The 16,781-nt window shown below is 62.7% G+C and carries 18 protein-coding genes; 9 read left to right on the plus strand and 9 right to left on the minus strand.

Annotated features, from left to right (window positions below):
• Window positions 1-18 precede the first annotated feature (18 nt).
• Complete coding sequence (locus ASE71_RS20480; protein WP_060515976.1) at window positions 19-630, minus strand: class I SAM-dependent methyltransferase; 612 nt, start codon at window positions 628-630, stop codon at window positions 19-21.
• Between the two features lie 116 nt (window positions 631-746).
• Between ASE71_RS20480 and ASE71_RS20485 the strand changes: the two genes are divergently transcribed.
• Window positions 747-1,373, plus strand: coding sequence for a TetR/AcrR family transcriptional regulator (locus ASE71_RS20485; RefSeq protein ID WP_063891132.1), 627 nt, complete (start codon window positions 747-749; stop codon window positions 1,371-1,373).
• Between the two features lie 397 nt (window positions 1,374-1,770).
• The gene (locus ASE71_RS20490) at window positions 1,771-2,139 is read left to right on the plus strand and encodes a hypothetical protein (RefSeq protein WP_060515977.1); all 369 of its coding nucleotides are present in this window, start codon (window positions 1,771-1,773) and stop codon (window positions 2,137-2,139) included.
• A gap of 46 nt (window positions 2,140-2,185) precedes the next feature.
• Here ASE71_RS20490 and ASE71_RS20495 read toward each other — a convergent pair whose 3' ends face one another.
• Window positions 2,186-3,559, minus strand: coding sequence for an MATE family efflux transporter (locus tag ASE71_RS20495; protein ID WP_063891133.1), 1,374 nt, complete (start codon window positions 3,557-3,559; stop codon window positions 2,186-2,188).
• Window positions 3,560-4,082: 523 nt separating this feature from the next.
• Between ASE71_RS20495 and ASE71_RS20500 the strand changes: the two genes are divergently transcribed.
• The 3 genes from ASE71_RS20500 (at window position 4,083) to ASE71_RS20510 (ending at window position 7,932) form a co-directional block, all read left to right on the plus strand.
• Entirely contained in the window at window positions 4,083-5,861 is a 1,779-nt protein-coding gene (locus ASE71_RS20500; RefSeq protein WP_034792684.1) for an acetolactate synthase 3 large subunit, read from the plus strand.
• A gap of 22 nt (window positions 5,862-5,883) precedes the next feature.
• Entirely contained in the window at window positions 5,884-6,456 is a 573-nt protein-coding gene (gene ilvN / locus ASE71_RS20505; RefSeq protein WP_034792687.1) for an acetolactate synthase small subunit, read from the plus strand.
• A gap of 444 nt (window positions 6,457-6,900) precedes the next feature.
• Entirely contained in the window at window positions 6,901-7,932 is a 1,032-nt protein-coding gene (locus tag ASE71_RS20510) for an NADP-dependent oxidoreductase (protein ID WP_244496815.1), read from the plus strand.
• A 53-nt stretch (window positions 7,933-7,985) separates the two neighbouring features.
• Here ASE71_RS20510 and ASE71_RS20515 read toward each other — a convergent pair whose 3' ends face one another.
• Both ASE71_RS20515 and ASE71_RS20520 read right to left on the minus strand, forming a co-directional pair.
• Window positions 7,986-8,282, minus strand: coding sequence for a hypothetical protein (locus tag ASE71_RS20515; RefSeq protein WP_226020596.1), 297 nt, complete (start codon window positions 8,280-8,282; stop codon window positions 7,986-7,988).
• Between the two features lie 200 nt (window positions 8,283-8,482).
• Complete coding sequence (locus tag ASE71_RS20520) at window positions 8,483-8,827, minus strand: metalloregulator ArsR/SmtB family transcription factor (RefSeq protein ID WP_060515980.1); 345 nt, start codon at window positions 8,825-8,827, stop codon at window positions 8,483-8,485.
• Between the two features lie 175 nt (window positions 8,828-9,002).
• Here ASE71_RS20520 and ASE71_RS20525 point away from each other — a divergent pair, with 175 nt between their 5' ends.
• Window positions 9,003-9,965 (plus strand): acyl-CoA desaturase, encoded by a 963-nt coding sequence (locus ASE71_RS20525; protein WP_244496816.1) that lies wholly within the window; start codon window positions 9,003-9,005, stop codon window positions 9,963-9,965.
• Window positions 9,966-10,018: 53 nt separating this feature from the next.
• Here the strand turns inward: ASE71_RS20525 and ASE71_RS20530 are convergent, their stop codons facing one another.
• Window positions 10,019-10,915 (minus strand): LysR family transcriptional regulator, encoded by an 897-nt coding sequence (locus ASE71_RS20530; protein WP_060515981.1) that lies wholly within the window; start codon window positions 10,913-10,915, stop codon window positions 10,019-10,021.
• Between the two features lie 94 nt (window positions 10,916-11,009).
• Between ASE71_RS20530 and ASE71_RS20535 the strand changes: the two genes are divergently transcribed.
• A complete protein-coding gene (locus tag ASE71_RS20535; protein ID WP_060516174.1) occupies window positions 11,010-11,759 on the plus strand; it encodes a glucose 1-dehydrogenase in 750 nt (249 codons plus the stop codon).
• 133 nt (window positions 11,760-11,892) lie between these two features.
• On the opposite strand, the gene ASE71_RS20540 is transcribed toward ASE71_RS20535, so the two are convergent.
• Window positions 11,893-12,738, minus strand: a complete 846-nt coding sequence (locus ASE71_RS20540; RefSeq protein WP_060516175.1) for an aldo/keto reductase — start codon at window positions 12,736-12,738, stop codon at window positions 11,893-11,895.
• 171 nt (window positions 12,739-12,909) lie between these two features.
• Entirely contained in the window at window positions 12,910-13,818 is a 909-nt protein-coding gene (locus ASE71_RS20545) for a LysR family transcriptional regulator (protein ID WP_060515982.1), read from the minus strand.
• Between the two features lie 116 nt (window positions 13,819-13,934).
• Between ASE71_RS20545 and ASE71_RS20550 the strand changes: the two genes are divergently transcribed.
• Entirely contained in the window at window positions 13,935-14,846 is a 912-nt protein-coding gene (locus tag ASE71_RS20550; protein ID WP_060515983.1) for an MBL fold metallo-hydrolase, read from the plus strand.
• A 92-nt stretch (window positions 14,847-14,938) separates the two neighbouring features.
• Here the strand turns inward: ASE71_RS20550 and ASE71_RS20555 are convergent, their stop codons facing one another.
• On the minus strand, window positions 14,939-15,178 hold the full coding sequence (locus tag ASE71_RS20555; protein WP_156400684.1) for a hypothetical protein: 240 nt from the start codon (window positions 15,176-15,178) through the stop codon (window positions 14,939-14,941).
• A 541-nt stretch (window positions 15,179-15,719) separates the two neighbouring features.
• Here ASE71_RS20555 and ASE71_RS20560 point away from each other — a divergent pair.
• Window positions 15,720-16,313, plus strand: a complete 594-nt coding sequence (locus tag ASE71_RS20560) for a LysE family translocator (protein ID WP_060515985.1) — start codon at window positions 15,720-15,722, stop codon at window positions 16,311-16,313.
• Here the strand turns inward: ASE71_RS20560 and ASE71_RS20565 are convergent.
• The gene (locus ASE71_RS20565; protein WP_060516176.1) at window positions 16,305-16,781 is read right to left on the minus strand and encodes a DUF2269 family protein; all 477 of its coding nucleotides are present in this window, start codon (window positions 16,779-16,781) and stop codon (window positions 16,305-16,307) included. The genes ASE71_RS20560 and ASE71_RS20565 overlap by 9 nt on opposite strands.

Genomic DNA, 16,781 nt, shown 5'->3' on the forward strand with positions numbered 1-16,781 from the left:
TCATCTTCTTTCGTTGCGTCAGTCGCAGGTCCTGCCCATGGCCGTGAAGGGTTTGCGCCGGCTGATCCGGTAGACGGAGGCGGGCGGGAAGTTTCTGATGGTGCCGCCGATGCGCCGGGCGCGAAGGCCGAGCCGGTCGAGCAGCGGCCGCGGGATGGGGCAGCGCGGACCGTAGGTGAACTGGTAGAGATGGCCACCCGGCCGCATGTGCAGGAAAATACCGGAAAGGATTGCCATAACCTTGCGGGTGGGCATGGAGAGCAGCGGCAGGCCGCTGACCGCAGCGCCGATGCCTGCGGGAATTTCGGAATGACCATCGGCAAGTCGCGCCGCGTCGATCGAAAGAATGGTGGAGGCCGGGAAACGCGCCTTCAGGACGGCAGCAAAGTCAGGGCCGGATTCGACCAGCACAAGGTCTTCCTCGCGCACGCCCCGCTCGATCAACGCGCGCGTGAAGACGCCGGTGCCGGGACCGAGTTCGAGCACCGGGCCATAGCGTGGGTCGATCTCGCGCGTGATCAACCGGGCAAGCGACCGGGAGGACGGCGTGACCGAGGCGACGCGCAGTGGATCTGCGAGCCAGGAGCGGAAGAAATGCAGGCTGTCGCCATAGGCGCAAATGCTGGTCACATGAGGCTCCGTGGATGGAATGAAGGCTGTCTTGCAAGGCGCGTTGCAGCGGCAAGTCTACGTCTGTATACTTTCGATTCATGAGAATGTCTACACGTGTATACTAAGGAGGAGCCATGCCTGCCAAAAAGGAGGCTGCTGAAAAAGGGGGCGCAGAAAAACGGCCTGCCGAAAAGGACGGGCGCCGCCGCGATGCGAACGCCACGCGCGCCGCAATTCTTGAGTCCGCACGCTCCGCCTTCATCGCCTCGGGATATGAAGGCGCCGGTGTGCGCGAGATCGCCGAAGGGGCCGGGGTTACGGCGATGCTGATCAACCGCTATTTCGGTTCGAAGGAGGGGCTCTTTGCCGAAGTGCTTTCGACTGCCAACCAACGGCCGATCATCGCCACGCCGGAGACGCTCTGCGCACCGGACCGGGCAGCGCGCATCGCAAGCGCGCTTTTGAAGGTGACGGAACCGGAGGCAACCGCGCTCGACGGCTTCCTCATCATGCTCCGCTCGATCTCCAACGAGCGCGCGGTCGATATCGCGCGACAGGTGGTCGAAAGCCACCACCAGAAGAACGTCACGGAGGCGCTTTCAGGCCCGGATGCAGGTCAGCGCGCGGCGCTGCTGATGTCGCTCGTCGCCGGCGTGCAGATCATGCGCCAGGTGGTGGGGCTGGAAGCGCTGAACAAGGGGCATGACGCCGAGCTCGAGCGCCTGCTCGGTGATCTCGTCGCCAGGCTTGTCGATGAATAGGGGGTGCCTCCGTGCGCTCCGGCAGGGATCGCAGGCCTCTCACGGAGGCAGGCTTGGAGCGCGGGGGTCTATTTCGGGGCGTTCATATCGAACACGACCCAGCGGAAGAACAGGTAGATCGCGCCGAAACTGAGGAGGAGAGGTGTGAGCACGGAAAGGTCAAGCATCTCATTGCCTTTGTTTTTAAGCTGCATCATGCAGCCAAGCTAATTTGCCACGGCAAATGTTAATGGCCGGTGCATGCGGACGCGGCCGACCTCCAAAATTGCTCTGGTATCTGCCGCTTGACCTCAACCATGCTTGAGCTCTTACAAACCTCTCCATCGGCGTTCGCCCGAACGCCATCTCCGGCTCGGATCCGGCCCGAGAAGCCAGCAATACGCGACATGGAGGATGCATGACCGAGCAACTGCTTTTCCGAAATCTGATGAGGATTACTCCCGGCCATCTCGAACCGTTCCGCGAGGCGGTGCGCAGCGCGATCGCCTTCGTCGAAGAGCATGCGCCGCAGTTGATGGTGCAGACGTTCATCGACGAGAAAGAGATGCAGGCGGTGAGCATCCAGCTCTACCGCAATTCTGAGGACGTGCTCCGGCACTGGCAAATGTCGGATGCACACATCAACGACGTCTCCGCCCACTGCACGGTGGAGCGGCTCGAGGTCTATGGCAATCCGAGCAAAGAGGTGGCCGCGGGGCTGGCGCCGTTCATCAACGATGGCCGCGGTTCCATCATGCCGTCGCTTGTCGGGTTCTCGCGGTTCTAGCGACAGGGACTGCGACGCGCCGGAGAGCCGGCGCGTCGCGCGCAGATCAGCCTGACGGAGCCGTTGCGGGTCGTTGGCGCGAGGCCTGCCACAACACCAGCAGCGCGACCGCGAGAAGCAGCGCGTCTGCAGTCGGCATGGCGAACCAGATGCCGGGTTCGCCAAAGCTCGACGCGTAGAGTGCGACCAGCGGCATGGTGAAGAGATAGGGCTTGGCAAGCCCCAGGATCGCCGCCCGGCGCGCATCGCCGATCGCCTGGAAATAGCTGCCGAGCATGATCAGCGGTCCGGAGAAGACGTACATCGCGACCATCACCGGCATGATGCGCGCGACGTCGGCGATGACCGCATCGCTGTCGACGAAGGTCGCGCCAATCGGCCTGGAAAAGCCGAGGAGCAGCACCTCGACGGCGAGGCAGTAGAAGAACGCCACAAGCATGCCAAGCCGCAGCATCCTTTCTGCCCGGTCCGCGAGGCCGGCGCCGACATTGTTGCCGACGATCGCCTGCATCGCCTGGCTCAGGCCCAAGAGCGGCAGCAGCGCGAAGGTCATGATGCGGGTGATGATGCCGTAGGCGGCGACCGTGGTGGCGTAGTTTTCGGCCGCCGTCTTCTGCAGCGCCGCCATGATCGTCACCGACACCAGCGCCATGCCGATGAAGCCGAGGCTCTGGGGGCTGCCCAGCGCGATCATGCGGCTCCATCCCGTCAGCGGATTATGCCGGAGGAGGGCGGAGAGCCGCAGTTCCGTGCGTCCGAACAGGCGGAAGAGGGCGATGAGGCCGAGCGCGAGGAGCTGCGCCAGCACGGTGCCGGTCGCGGACCCCGCGACACCCATGTCCAGCAGCGCGATCAGCCCATAGTTGAGGGCAAGGTTTGCGACCGAGACCAGCAGGCTGAGGCCGGCCATCAGCCCGGCGCGTCCCTCGCATCGGAGCGCATCCGATTGCACTGCCAGCAGGAACTGGACGGGCGCGCCAAAGATGATGATCGCGATATAGCGCTCGGCCATGCCGGCGAGCGGCCCCGGACCATTGGTGAGCGTCAGCACCAGGCGGTCGCCAACGGCTGCGAACAGCGCGATCAGTGCAACAGCGATCATCAGCGCCAGCATGTGGGCGCCGGCGAAGACGCCGCGGGCTTCAGCAAAGCGGCCGGCGCCGAGATGGCGGGCAAGCAGGCTCGCCATGCCGCTGACGACGAGGGTGGCCAGCGCCACGGTGAGAATGAAGATCGGAAACACCGTGGTCACGGCGCCGACGGCTTCGGCGCCGACATAGATGCCGAGCATGATGGCATCGGCCACCGTCAACAGCCCGTTCATGCTCATGACGAAGATGATCGGCAGCGCCGTTTTCAAGAAGGTCGCGCCGAGCGGCGCGGTCAAGTAGGCATTCGGCTTGGAGTTGTCCTTGGACATCCCGCGCTCCTGTTCTCGCATTTCGATTGGGAAGAGGAGGGGCTCGCATTGCCTGCCACACGAAATGCGATCGGGGCGAGAGGTATCGTCAGAAGTCAGATTTCACCGAGACTGGAAGCCTGCGAGCGGCGGGGATCTGAAGCCCGGAAAGGGAGGTAGCGCCAAGCCGCATCGCCGTCAAGCCAGGGGCCGATGACCCTTGCGCGTCATGAGACAAGCGGTGCCTTGCCGTGGTCGCTATGGGCCTGTTCGCGCAGCTTTCTCGGACGGTTTGCGCAACAATGTTCCGAGAAAGCGCCGGATCGTGTAATGAAAAGCCGTTGACGCCTCAGGCATTTGTGTTTATCAACTCGGCCCATGAAAAATTTTGCGGTTATTCTTGTGGTGGGACGGCGCATGGGCAGGATGGTGTAACCATCCGGCGGTAGCCACCCATGCGCTGAACGAGGCTCCTGACGGGGCCTTTTTTTATGCCTTCAAACAAGCTAAGCACCCAACTGGGAAAAGGGACGGAAGCAAGTCAATGAGCGGTACAGAAAACCAGATGACAGGCGCGGAGATCGTTCTCCAGGCACTGAAGGACAATGGCGTCGAGCATATCTTCGGCTATCCCGGTGGCGCCGTGCTTCCGATCTACGACGAAATCCACCAGCAGGACGATATCCAGCACATCCTCGTTCGCCACGAGCAGGGCGCCGGCCACATGGCCGAAGGCTATGCCCGCTCCACCGGCAAGGTCGGCGTCATGCTGGTCACCTCCGGCCCAGGTGCTACCAATGCGGTGACGCCGCTGCAGGACGCGCTGATGGATTCGATCCCGCTCGTCTGCATCTCCGGCCAGGTTCCGACCTCGCTGATCGGCTCGGACGCCTTCCAGGAATGCGACACGATCGGCATCACCCGGCCTTGCACCAAGCACAACTGGCTGGTTCGCGACGTCAACGATCTCGCCCGCATCATCCATGAGGCCTTCCGCGTCGCCCAGTCCGGCCGTCCGGGCCCGGTCGTTGTCGATATCCCGAAGGACGTCCAGTTTGCGACCGGCACCTACACGCCGCCGTCTGCCGTCCCGACCCAGAAGAGCTACCAGCCGAAGAAGCAGGGCGATCTGAAGAAGATCGAGGAAGCGGTCGAACTGATGCGCAATGCGCGCCAGCCGATCATCTATTCCGGCGGCGGCGTCATCAACTCCGGCCCCGAAGCCTCGCATCTGCTGCGCGAATTGGTCGAGCTCACCGGTTTCCCGATCACCTCGACGCTGATGGGGCTTGGCGCCTATCCGGCCTCCGGCAAGGCCTGGCTCGGCATGCTCGGCATGCACGGCACCTATGAGGCCAACATGGCGATGCATGACTGCGACGTCATGATCTGCATCGGCGCCCGCTTCGACGACCGCATCACCGGCCGTCTCAACGCGTTCTCGCCGAACTCCAAGAAGATCCACATCGACATCGACCCGTCGTCGATCAACAAGAACGTCCGCGTCGACGTGCCGATCCTCGGCGATGTCGGCACGGTTCTGGAAGACATGGTTCGCCTCTGGCGCGCCGCTTCCAAGTCGACCGACAAGGCACGTCTCTCGGACTGGTGGGAGATGATCACCAAGTGGCGCGCCCGCAATTCGCTCGCCTATGCGCCGAACGACGACGTCATCATGCCGCAATATGCGATTCAGCGGCTCTATGAGCTGAGCAAGGACCGCGACACCTACATCACCACGGAAGTCGGCCAGCATCAGATGTGGGCAGCCCAGTTCTTCGGCTTCGAACAGCCGAACCGCTGGATGACCTCGGGCGGCCTCGGCACCATGGGCTACGGCTTCCCCGCGGCGATCGGCGTGCAGGTCGCGCATCCGAATAGCCTCGTCGTCGACATCGCCGGTGACGCCTCGATCCAGATGTGCATCCAGGAAATGTCCTGCGCGGTCCAGTACGGGCTGCCGGTCAAGATCTTCATCCTCAACAACCAGTACATGGGCATGGTGCGCCAGTGGCAGCAGCTGCTTCACGGCAACCGCCTGTCGCATTCCTACACCGAAGCGATGCCTGACTTCGTCAAGCTGGCGGAAGCCTATGGCGGCGTCGGCATCCGTTGCGACAAGCCGAGCGAGCTCGACGCAGCGATCCGCAAGATGATCGACACGCCGGCGCCGGTTATCTTCGATTGCCGCGTCGCCAACCTCGCCAACTGCTTCCCGATGATCCCCTCGGGCAAGGCCCACAACGAGATGCTGTTGCCCGACGAAGCCACGGACGAAGCGGTCGCCAACGCGATCGACGCCAAGGGCCGTCAGCTGGTCTGAGATAGGTAGAGGAACCACTCACATGAACGCACACCTTCAACCGACCGGCTCCGCCTACTTCATCGCCAAGGAGACCGAAGTCGCCGAAACCCACACGCTTTCGGTTCTCGTCGACAACGAACCGGGCGTCCTTGCCCGCGTCATCGGCCTGTTCTCCGGCCGCGGCTACAACATCGAGAGCCTCACGGTTTCGGAAACGGAACACGAGGCGCACCTGTCGCGCATCACCATCGTGACGCGCGGCACGCCGCACGTGCTCGACCAGATCAAGAACCAGCTGGAACGGCTGGTTCCGGTCCACCGCGTCGTTGACCTGACCGTGCGCGCCGCCAGCCTGGGCCACGACCGGCCGATCGAGCGCGAACTGGCGCTCGTCAAGGTACACGGCTCGGGCGACCACCGCGTCGAGGCTCTGCGCCTTGCCGACGCCTTCCGCGCCTCGGTCATCGACGCCAACATCGATCACTTCGTCTTCGAAATCACCGGTAAGCCGTCGAAGATCGAGCAGTTCATCGCCATCATGAAGCCGCTCGGCCTCATCGAGGTCTGCCGCACCGGCATCGCAGCGATGAACCGCGGCCCGCAGGGCATGTGATTTTGCCGAGGTGAGGGGGCTCGCGTGCATTCTTGCGCGCGAGATTTTCCGAGCGGGATTGCCCCTCGCACTTTGTGCGGAGGCTGCCCCTCACCCCAGCCCTCTCCCCGCAGGCGGGGAGAGGGGGCGCTCGCACCGAGCGAGCCGCTTCTTTCCTCCTTCATGATGACCGTCCATCAAAGGCACGCTTCTGCTGAAGATGCTAAGCGCTCGCGGTTCAAGGGAACCGGGCGCCCGCTGCACGTTTCCTTCTCCCTGCTTGCGGGGAGAAGGTGGCCGGCAGGCAGGATGAGGGGCCGCCGCAGTTGCAGCCGAAACCTCCCGGCCGGCCGGATGATCGGTGCACGCGCTTGCGGCCGCCAGACGTCACGCGCGTGGTTGACTTCGCACGGCATTTCTCGCCGAGTATTCCCTCAGAAGATTTCTCACGATCGCAGGTGCCCGATGAATTCTACCAAGATGAAGGCCTTGGTCCTTACGAGATATCGTGGTTCCGATGCCGCGGAGTTGCGCGACGTGCGGCGCCCACGCGCAGCGCGCGGCGAGGTGCTTGTCCGAGTGCATGCCGCCGGCCTCAATCCGGTCGACTACAAGACGCGCGACGGCATGCTGAAAGTCGTCCAGCGCTATCCCTTGCCTGTCGTCATGGGCAACGAACTCTCAGGCGTCATCGAGGAACTGGGAGAAGGCGTCGCGTCGTTTGCGCCGGGCGACCGGGTCTTTGCGCGCATGCCCAAAGACACCATGGGGGGCCTTGCTGAGTATGCCGTCGTGCCCGAACAACTCCTGGCGAAGATGCCTGCATCGATCGACTTCAACACGGCAGCCGGCGTGCCGCTTGCCGGCCTTACCGCCTTGCAGGCGCTGCGCGACGAGCTTCATGTGGGGCGGGGCAGCCGGATCTTCATCCCCGGTGGCGCCGGCGGTGTGGGTACTTTCGCCATTCAGCTGGCGAAATGGCTGGGCGCGGAGGTCACGACGACCGCATCGCCCCGCGGCCGCGCGCTGGTCGAAGCGCTCGGCGCCGACGTGGTGATCGACTACACGAAGGAGCGCTTCGAGGAGCGCTTGCGCGACATGGACGGCGCCTTCGATCTGCTGGGCGGCGAGACGCTCCTAAAATCCTTCGGCGTCGTCAAGCGCGGCGGCAAGGTGGTTTCCATCGCCGGCATGCCCGAGCCCGAAACCGCGCGAAAGGATCTCGGCCGCGGTCTGTTCCTCAGGGCGCTGTTCTGGCTTGCGTCCTATAAGATACGCGCCGTCGCCCGGAAACAAGGCGTCTCCTACCGCTACCTCTTCATGCATCCTGATGGTGCCGAGCTTGCCGAACTCGCAGGCCTCATCGACGCCGGGACGGTCAGGCCGGTGATCGACCGCGTGTTTGCACTGAACGATGTCGCCGAAGCCTTCGCCTATCTGGAATCCGGTCGCGCCAAGGGCAAGGTGGTGGTGGAGATCGAAGGCTCGTCCGCGTGATCGAAGTCGGCTGCACCGGCATCCCTGCGATGACGTGCGCCGGCGTGGTCAGCTTAATCGGGTAGTCGCTGAACAACCTCAACCACGTCGCGCGTGCGGGTCGCCCGCCCGCTCCATTTGGCATCAAATTCATTGCCCGGTGATTGAATGGCAGCGTTCGCGGTCTCTAAATTGGAGAACTCGTAGAAGGCGGTGTGCTTGGAGGGATCGGTTCGGCTCCAGGTGCGCCACGCCCGGACTGCACCAAACGCGCGCAATGCCTCCGGCATATGGCGATCATACCATTGGTCGAAGGGAGTTCGGTCCACTTCATTCGGAACCTCGGCATGCACTATCAGCAGCACTTGCATAGACATTTCGCCTCTTTGCCAGACCGCATATGACGTGAAACGCTCCGATAAACATACAGGAATTTGGCGCGGTTCACGAACGGGTGCAAATCGTTCGCCGGACCGCGGGGCAAGGCTGGTGGCATTGCTACATAAGCCGCAGATTTCCTTCTCAGCGCAGACGGGGAAGGTTGCCGGCGAGCCGCTGAGGGGCGTCGCCCTCAACCGTCCTTCGCCTTCGCTTCGCTCTCCCGCTTGAGAGGGCGGCTGACGGGGCAAACCTCCTGGGCAAAGCCGTTCAACGTGTTGATCAGATTGTTGGTCACGATCGTGTAGTGGACGAACTGGCCGCGCTTTTCCTTGGCGATAAGGCCGGCGTTTTCCAGTACCGTCAGATGTTGCGACACCGAGGGCTTGCTCATGTTGAAGCGCTCGGCAATTTCGCCCGCTGTCAGGCTCGAGGCTGACAGGTAGGCCAGTATCTTGCGCCGATGCAGCGAAGAAAGCGCGTTGAAGATGCGTTGCGCCGGTCCGCCTGCGTCATGGTTGAGCGTATCGTCGTTCACAGCGTCTCCTTTGCCGGGCTGGCACCGATCATCGTTCTGTTAGGCAATTAGGATATTGCCTAAATATTTTTTCGCAGCTAAATATGTAATTAGTTTATTTCCTAAATACCTTCTGTGCCGGTTGTTTTCAACCGGGTCCTTCAGTGTTGCTCGAAATATGATCGCGGAGGGTGCCATGGATCTTGTGTCGACGGGCCGAATGATATCGGAGCCTGATAGTGACCCGGTGAGCGGCAAGGTCGTCTGGATTCCGGGCAAGTCGCTCTGGATTGCCGGAATGACGCTGGTGGCCGTTATCGGCGGGCCGATGACTGTCTCAGTGGACGTTCTTGTCGTGTTCGCCGTTCTGACGGCTCTGACGATCTGTCTTGGTCATTCGGTCGGCATGCATCGCCTGCTGATCCATCGCTCCTTCGAAACGCCGCTTTGGTTTGAACGGACGCTCGTCTACTTCGGCACGCTCGTCGGCATGGCCGGACCTTTCGGCATGATCCACGCCCACGACATTCGCGACTGGGCGCAACGCCAACAGGCTTGCCACGATCTCTTCGCGCACCGGCGCCCATTCCTTCAGGACGCGTTCTGGCAGATGCATTGCGCCGTCGCGCTTGATCATCCGCCACGGTTCACCATCGAGAATCGGGTTGCGCGCGACCCCTTCTATCGCTTCCTTGAGGCGACCTGGATGCTGCAGCAGGTGCCATTGGCGCTTTTGCTTTTCGCCTTTGGAGGCGTCTCGTGGGTCGTCTGGGGCGTGGCGGTGCGCGTTGCCGTTTCTCTCACCGGTCACTGGCTCGTCGGTCATTTCGCCCATCGTGGCGGCGAGCAGGGGTGGCGTGTGGATCACGTTGCCGTGCAGGGCTACAATCTGCCGCGTTTCGGTCTGGTAACCTTCGGCGAGGCCTACCACGGCAATCACCATGCCTTTCCGGAATCCGCCCTGCTTGGCATCGAGGCCGGGCAGGTCGATCTCGGCTGGTGGTTCATCCGCCTGCTTTCGCACCTCGGGCTGGCCTCAGAGATCAAGCTGCCGACCAACACGAACCGGCGCGCCGGTCTCAAGCGCGTCGCCAAAGTGGTCGCGGGCCCCGATGCTCAGCGAAAAATCTGTCCGGTCGTGAGCACGCTTCGGCGCTAGTGTCGCCCCCCCAGATTCTTTCCGGCGTTCCGGGCATCGTCTGCCTGATGCCGTCACAGACCTGGTATGCTCTTGGTTTGGTCGGCAACGAAATCGCAAAATCGCCGAACGCGAAGCGGTATCATCGAGCCGAAGGCGTGCACCACGTTGAGAGGCTGCGGCGGCAGGTCCAGTTCAGTGGAGATATCGATCAGCCGGCCGTCGTTCAACTCGTCCTGAACCACACACTTCATGAGCAGTGCCGCCCCCAGACCGTGGAGTGCCGCTGCCCGCAGTGCCTGCCCGGTATCGCAATCCACGCGGCCCTGCGGTGAAAACTGCTTGCCGCCCGCAAAGACCATCGGGCTCGGATGACCACGCACGATGTACCGGGCGAAGGGAAGAGCCGAGGCCTCGTCTACTGAACGCGGCTTGCCGTGTTTTTCGAGGTAAGCCGGAGACGCGACGATCACCATGTTGACATTCGCTAGCTTTCGTACGCGCAGTTCGCCTTGGCCACTGCCGCCCACGCGGAAGGCCACGTCGTAATCCTCCCGGATCAAATCAACTTGCCGGTCTGCGAGCCCCACCTCCAGCTTGATGGCGGGGAAGGCCGATGCGAAATCTCGAAATATCGGGGTCAAGAAGTAGCGGGCAAGATCGCTTGGCATGCTGAACCGAATTCTGCCGGCGAGCGTGTCCTCACGGCTGGCGACCTCGTCCGACGTATCAAGCTGGCGCAGGAGAGGAGCAACCTTGTCGAACAAGGATTGCCCTTCGAAGGTTAGAACCAATGCTCGCGTTGACCTCAGGAACAGGCGGGCCCTGACCAAGGTCTCCAACCTTCCGACGCTCCTCGAGACGGCAGACGGCGATGTCCTCAGGATCTTGGCCGCAGCGCTGAACGAACCGCTCTCCACGGTCCTGACGAACGCGATCAAGCCAGGCGTCTCGTTCAGCAGATTGGGCATCTACACCTCGCAGGCACATGTCATGTGCTCATGAACCCGCTAATGCGCCGTCCAAGGCATCTCTATCTCCATGACACCTAACATGGAGACGAAAATGAAAACACTTCAAGGAAAGGTCGCCGTCATTACTGGCGGCAACAGCGGCATCGGAAAGGCGACCGCCAAGCTCTTTGCCGAAGAAGGCGCCCAGGTCATCATCACGGCTCGACGCCAGGACCTTCTAGATCAAGCCGTTCAGGAAATCGGCTTCGGCGCGATCGGCATCCAGGGTGACGTGGCTGATCTCGCCCATCATCGGGTGGTCGCGGGCACAGTTGCGGAACGATTTGGCGCGGTCGATATCTACCTTGCCAACGCGGGCGTGATCGACCTCAAACCGACCGACGCAATCTCCGAAGAAGCCTATGACCGGCATTTTTCCATCAACACAAAGGGCGTCTTCTTCGGCGTTCAAGCCATCGCTCCCATCATGAACGAGGGCGGGAGCATCATCATCACCAGTTCGCTGGCGGCGACCAAGGTTCTCCCGAACCATAGCGTCTATGCCGGTTCCAAAGCTGCCGCAGCGGCGTTCGCGCGCAACTGGGCGATCGAGTTCAAGTCGCGCCGCATTCGCGTGAATGTTCTCAGCCCGGGGCCGACGGACACGGAGATCCTTGGAAAGCTCGGAATTTCCGAGGCTGAACGCGGACCCTTTCTCGAGCACATGGCCGAGACGATCCCGGCCGGACGGCTGGGCACGTCCGGGGAGCTTGCCAGTGCGGCACTCTTCCTCGCTTCGGATGCCGGTCGCTTCGTCAACGGCATCGAACTCCACGTCGACGGCGGGATGTTCCTTGTCTGACGGATAGCGGATGTCGCCGAACAGCAGCGAGGGCGTTTGATTGAACCGTCATCGATGTTGCACCGACTGCGCGTCCGGCGCGCAGTCGGGCTGAGCGGCTGAGGGCGCGGTCAACGTTATCGCGACGCTTCTCTCAAATCATCTCCAGCGACCGCTTGCGCTTCGGCGGCGGGAAGGCGTGGTCGAGGGCGGCGAGGTCTTCGGCGGTCAGGTGGATGTCCATTGCGTCGCGGTTTTCGCGGAGGCGGTCGGCCGAACCGGTCTTGGGGATCGAGATGACGCCGGGGCGGGTCTTGAGGAAGGCAAGGGCGATCTGGGAGGGCGTCGCCTGATGCGCCTTGGCGATGTGAATGAGATCGGGGTGGCGCAAGAGCCGACCTTCGTCGAGCGGAGAATAGGCCATGATGGCGATGCCTTTGCTCTGGCACCAGGGCAAGAGGTCGTATTCGATGCCGCGGCGCGACAGGTTGTAGAGCACCTGGTTGACGGCGACGTTTTTGCCATCCGGCACGTCCAGCAGCTCCTCCATGTCGTCGACATCGAAGTTCGAGACGCCCCAGCCGCCGATCTTGCCTGATTTCTTCAGCGCCTCCAAGGCGGCAACCGTTTCCGCCAGCGGGTAGCCGCCGCGCCAGTGCAGGAGGTAGAGATCGATATGGTCGACGCCGAGATGCTTCAGGCTGCGCGCGCAGGCGGCCTCGGTGCCAATGCGGCTGGCGTTGGACGGCAGCACCTTGCTGACGATGAAGGCCTCGTCGCGGCGCCCGCGCACCGCTTCGCCGACCACGCGCTCCGAGGCGCCGTTGCCATACATTTCGGCCGTGTCGATCAGCGTCAGGCCGAGATCGAGGCCGAGTTGCAGGCTCTTCACCTCATCGGCCTTGCGTGCTGCGCTGTCGCCCATGCGCCAGGTGCCTTGGCCGAGAACCGGGATCGAGCGGCCGTCGGGAAGTGTCGTCGTCGGGATCGGATCGTGCATGCTTTTCTCCTCGCGGCCGAAATTGCCCACAGCGGCCGCAGCTTTCAAGATGCGCCTCTCACGCTGTAGCACTTTGACGTGCGCCCTGTTGCTATCCGTAAAAGCGGAAACGCTTTCAGGAAATCGGCGGGTAGCGGGCAATCTAGCGCATCCCGCCGGTCTTTCGAGCCTTCATCCGGCAAGCCGCCCGCGCTCCTTTTCCATGCGCTGCAGGATCTCGACGAAGGCGCGCACGCGCGCCGGGCGGAAATGGGAGGGCGGATAGACGACATGGATACCGCCCGAGGGCAGCGACCAGTCGGAAAGCAACCGTACCAGCCGGCCCTCGGCGATGTCGGTTCGCACCTGATAGTCCGGCAGCACGGCAAGGCCGATGCCGGCGACAGCGCAGCAGTGGGCGGAATCGGTGCTGTCGGCGGTCACCAGCGCCTTGCCGTGGATTGCCGCCCCGTTGCCGGAAGCATGCGTGAAGGTCCATTCCAGCGGCGCCTTCAGCGCGCCGTTGGCGATCCAGTCTGCCTCCATCAATTGATTGGGGTGCGTGATGTCCCCGAGCTTTGCGGCATAGGCGGGCGCAGCGACGAGGTGCTGCTGAAACGTGCCGATGCGTTTTGCCCGTTCGCTGGAATCTACCAGCCAGCCGGCGCGAATGGCGAGATCGAGGCGGTTCTCGATCATGTCGAGAACCGTGTCGTTGAAGCTCAGCTCCACCCGCATGGCGGGATAGGTCGCGAGATAGGCGGCGACGGCGTTGGTTACGACCTTGGCGCCATAGTCGAGCGGTGCCGTCAGCGTCAGTGTGCCGCTCGGGATCTCGGTTTCAGCCGAGACCGCGCCGACGGCCTCATCGGCATCGCGCAGGATCAGCGCGCAGCGCTCGTAGAAGCGCTGGCCGGTAGCGGTCGGGCTAAGCCGCCGTGTGGTGCGCACGAGCAGGGTGGTGCCCAGCTCCTTTTCGAGTTGGGCGACCTGATGGCTGACGGCGGCTTTGGCAAGCCCGAGCCGTTCGGCAGCCGCGGTGAAAGAGCCGCACTCGACCACGGCAACAAAATGCGAGAGGCGATTTAAATTTACAGTCATTCGAAATTCTTCGCGATTGTCTGAGGTTGTCAGACAGTCTGTTCGGACTGCCGGGCTTTTTCAAGAGCGCCCGTGCCGTCATCCTGCCGGGCACGACAAAAGCCCAAGGAGACCCCATGCAGATCCAGTTGACCCGGCGGACCGCACTCAAGACGGCAGCGGCGGCCGGCGCCGCCATCCTCATTCAGCCGGTCGGTGGCCGCCTTGCCAATGGGGCCGCAGCGCTCGAATGGCGCTATTTCCAGGCGGATGATGCCGGCTTCAACCGTACACCGGTGTTGCTGACCGGAAAGAGCGAGGCGATCCTGATCGATGGCGGCTTCACGTTTTCCGACGGCCGGGCGGTGGCCGAGGCAATCAAGGCAACGGGCAAGCGGCTGACGACCATCTATGTCAGCTGCAACGATCCGGATTTTTATTTCAGCCTCAAGCCGATCGTCGAAGCCTTTCCGGATGCGAAGGTCATCGCCGCTTCGGCAACCGTCGAGGCGATCAAGGCCAATGTTGAAGGAAAGCTTGAAACCTGGGGGGCGCAGTTGAAGGACAATGGCCCGCAGACGCTCGCCGATGTGGTGATGCCGACGCCCGACGACCGCCCCGCGTTGACGCTCGAAGGCAGCACGATCGAGATCGTCACGATCGAGGGGATGAAGGACCGGCGCTATCTCTTAGTGCCGGAACTGCAGGCGATTTTCGGTGGCGTGCTCGTCTATTCCGGCTCGCATGTCTGGGTGGCCGACGAGGCGACGGCGGAAGGGCGGCAGAAATGGATCGAGGCGCTCGATGCCATGGCGACGCGCAAGCCCGCGATCGTCGTGCCGGCGCACAAGAGCGCGGGCGGGCCGGAGGGCGTCGAGGCCATCCGCTTCACCCGCGATTATCTCGCAGCCTTCAACGAGGCGGCGGCCGCCGCCAAGGACAGCGGCGAGCTGATCGCGGCGATGACAAAGCGCTATCCGGATCTGCCCGGCGTCTCGACGCTCGAGCTCGGCGCCAAGGTCGCCAAGGGCGAGATGAAGTGGGGCTGAGGCCGACCACCGTTCTTGCACAGGCGAGGCGGCGACCGGTCACATGAATGTACGGATGCTGAAAACGGTGCGCACCAAGACCAAGGACACTGTTACTTTAGGAGTTCAAAGGCGCGAACAAATCCCGGAAACGCATTGGTAGCGACGCCCGTCGCGTAGATTTCGGCTGTGCCGTCGCTGCTGCATGTGATGGCGATTGTGCCGTCGATTTGGAGAAATAGAGCGACGGCGCCACCGTCCCACGGCACCAGTTTCCAGTCCCTTCCACCTGTGACGAGGCGCATGACCTCCTGCTGCACCTTCTGACATCCGGTGAAGGATGGCGTTGTCATAGACTGCCTCTCCTCTGATCGCGCCATGGCTGGGGCCGTGAACACGAAAGTGGCGAGAGCGGCAATAATCGTCCTCCTCATTGTGGCCTCCTACCCACGTGTATGACAGCGAGAGTACACACACGGCTGAGGCTGGACAACGACGGGCTTGGGCGCGTTGTCATCGCATTGCCACCCCATCACCGAGGCCTCTCGGCAGGCCGCTCAATCAACCGACTGGTCGCTTCCTTGCTCCGACCATCTACCGTTGAGCCGGAGCCCGAGAGGCGTGTAGGGACCCTGATGGCCTCAAGTAAGATTCCGCGAGGCCCATCCCACCGGGGCCCGGCACGACATAACGGGGTCTGAGGGACGCAGGGCCCAGGCGGATACCCTAGCGCTGCCCTAGGTCCAAAGTCGTACGAACGTTGTAGCCAAATTTCTGTATTATAACGGTTTTTTGGCAATTTATCGGCGAGGGGAAACTTGTCACCATGACAAGTTCGCAGCTGATGCCGGCTAATAGGTCAATTATGCTGACCCAATTGACCGGGAGGAAACCATGCAGGCCGATACGCTGCTGGCGCTGTTTTTGTTCGCATTCACCACTTCGATCACGCCGGGGCCGAACAACATGATGCTGTTCGCGTCGGGCGTGAATTTCGGTTTCGTGCGCACCATCCCGCATATGCTGGGCATCGGCGCCGGCTTCTTCCTGCTGCTCATCGCCGTCGGTTTCGGCCTCGGTGCGCTGCTCCATTCCGTGCCGGTCGTCTACACGGCGCTGAAGTTCGCAGGCGGTGCCTATCTCATGTGGATCGCCTGGAAGATCGGCACCTCGCGTTCGCTGTCCGAAGGCAAGGCCAGCGCACAGCCGATGACCTTCATCGGGGCTGCCGCCTTCCAATGGGTCAATCCCAAGGCGTGGGTCATGGCGGTGTCAGCGATGGCGACCTATACCAGCAGCGAAAGCTACCTCTTCAGCGTGCTCGTCGTCGGCGTCGTCTTTGCGCTCGTCAACGTGCCGAGCGTTTCCACCTGGGCGGGCTTCGGTTCGGCGCTGCGCCAATGGCTCTCGGAACCCTCGCGGCTGAAATGGTTCAACATCACCATGGCGGTGCTTCTCGTCATCAGCCTCTGGCCGATGCTAAAATAGTGCGAATTGTGGTTTCATCAGCATCAGCCAGAAGATGCCGGTGACGGCGAAGAAGGCCGGAAAGCCGCAGGCAAACCAGATCGCATAGAGCCGGTCGAACTCCGGCGGTAGCGGCGCACCGTTGGCCGTTGCAAGCCGGGCGAGATCGCGCAGCCGCAACTGGATCCAAACGACCGGCAGCCAGAAGACGCCGGTGATGACATAGAGGATCAGCGACAGCGCGATCCATCCTTCCGTCAGCGACCAGCCGATGCTCGTCGCGAGCAGGTAACCGGTGATCGGCTGGAGCAGCACCGCTGTCGCGGTGAAGACCGTGTCGGCGACGACCACCGTTGCGGCGACGTGCGCGATCAGCCGGGCATCGCGCGTGCGCCTGGCCATCAGCATGAAGAAGGCGATACCAGCGCCGGTGCCGAAGAGCACCGCGGCACCGATCACATGGGCAAGGCGCAGCAGATCTTCGAGCAT

The sequence above is a fragment of the Ensifer sp. Root954 genome, from assembly GCF_001429005.1.
In the GTDB taxonomy this organism is placed as follows: domain Bacteria; phylum Pseudomonadota; class Alphaproteobacteria; order Rhizobiales; family Rhizobiaceae; genus Ensifer; species Ensifer adhaerens.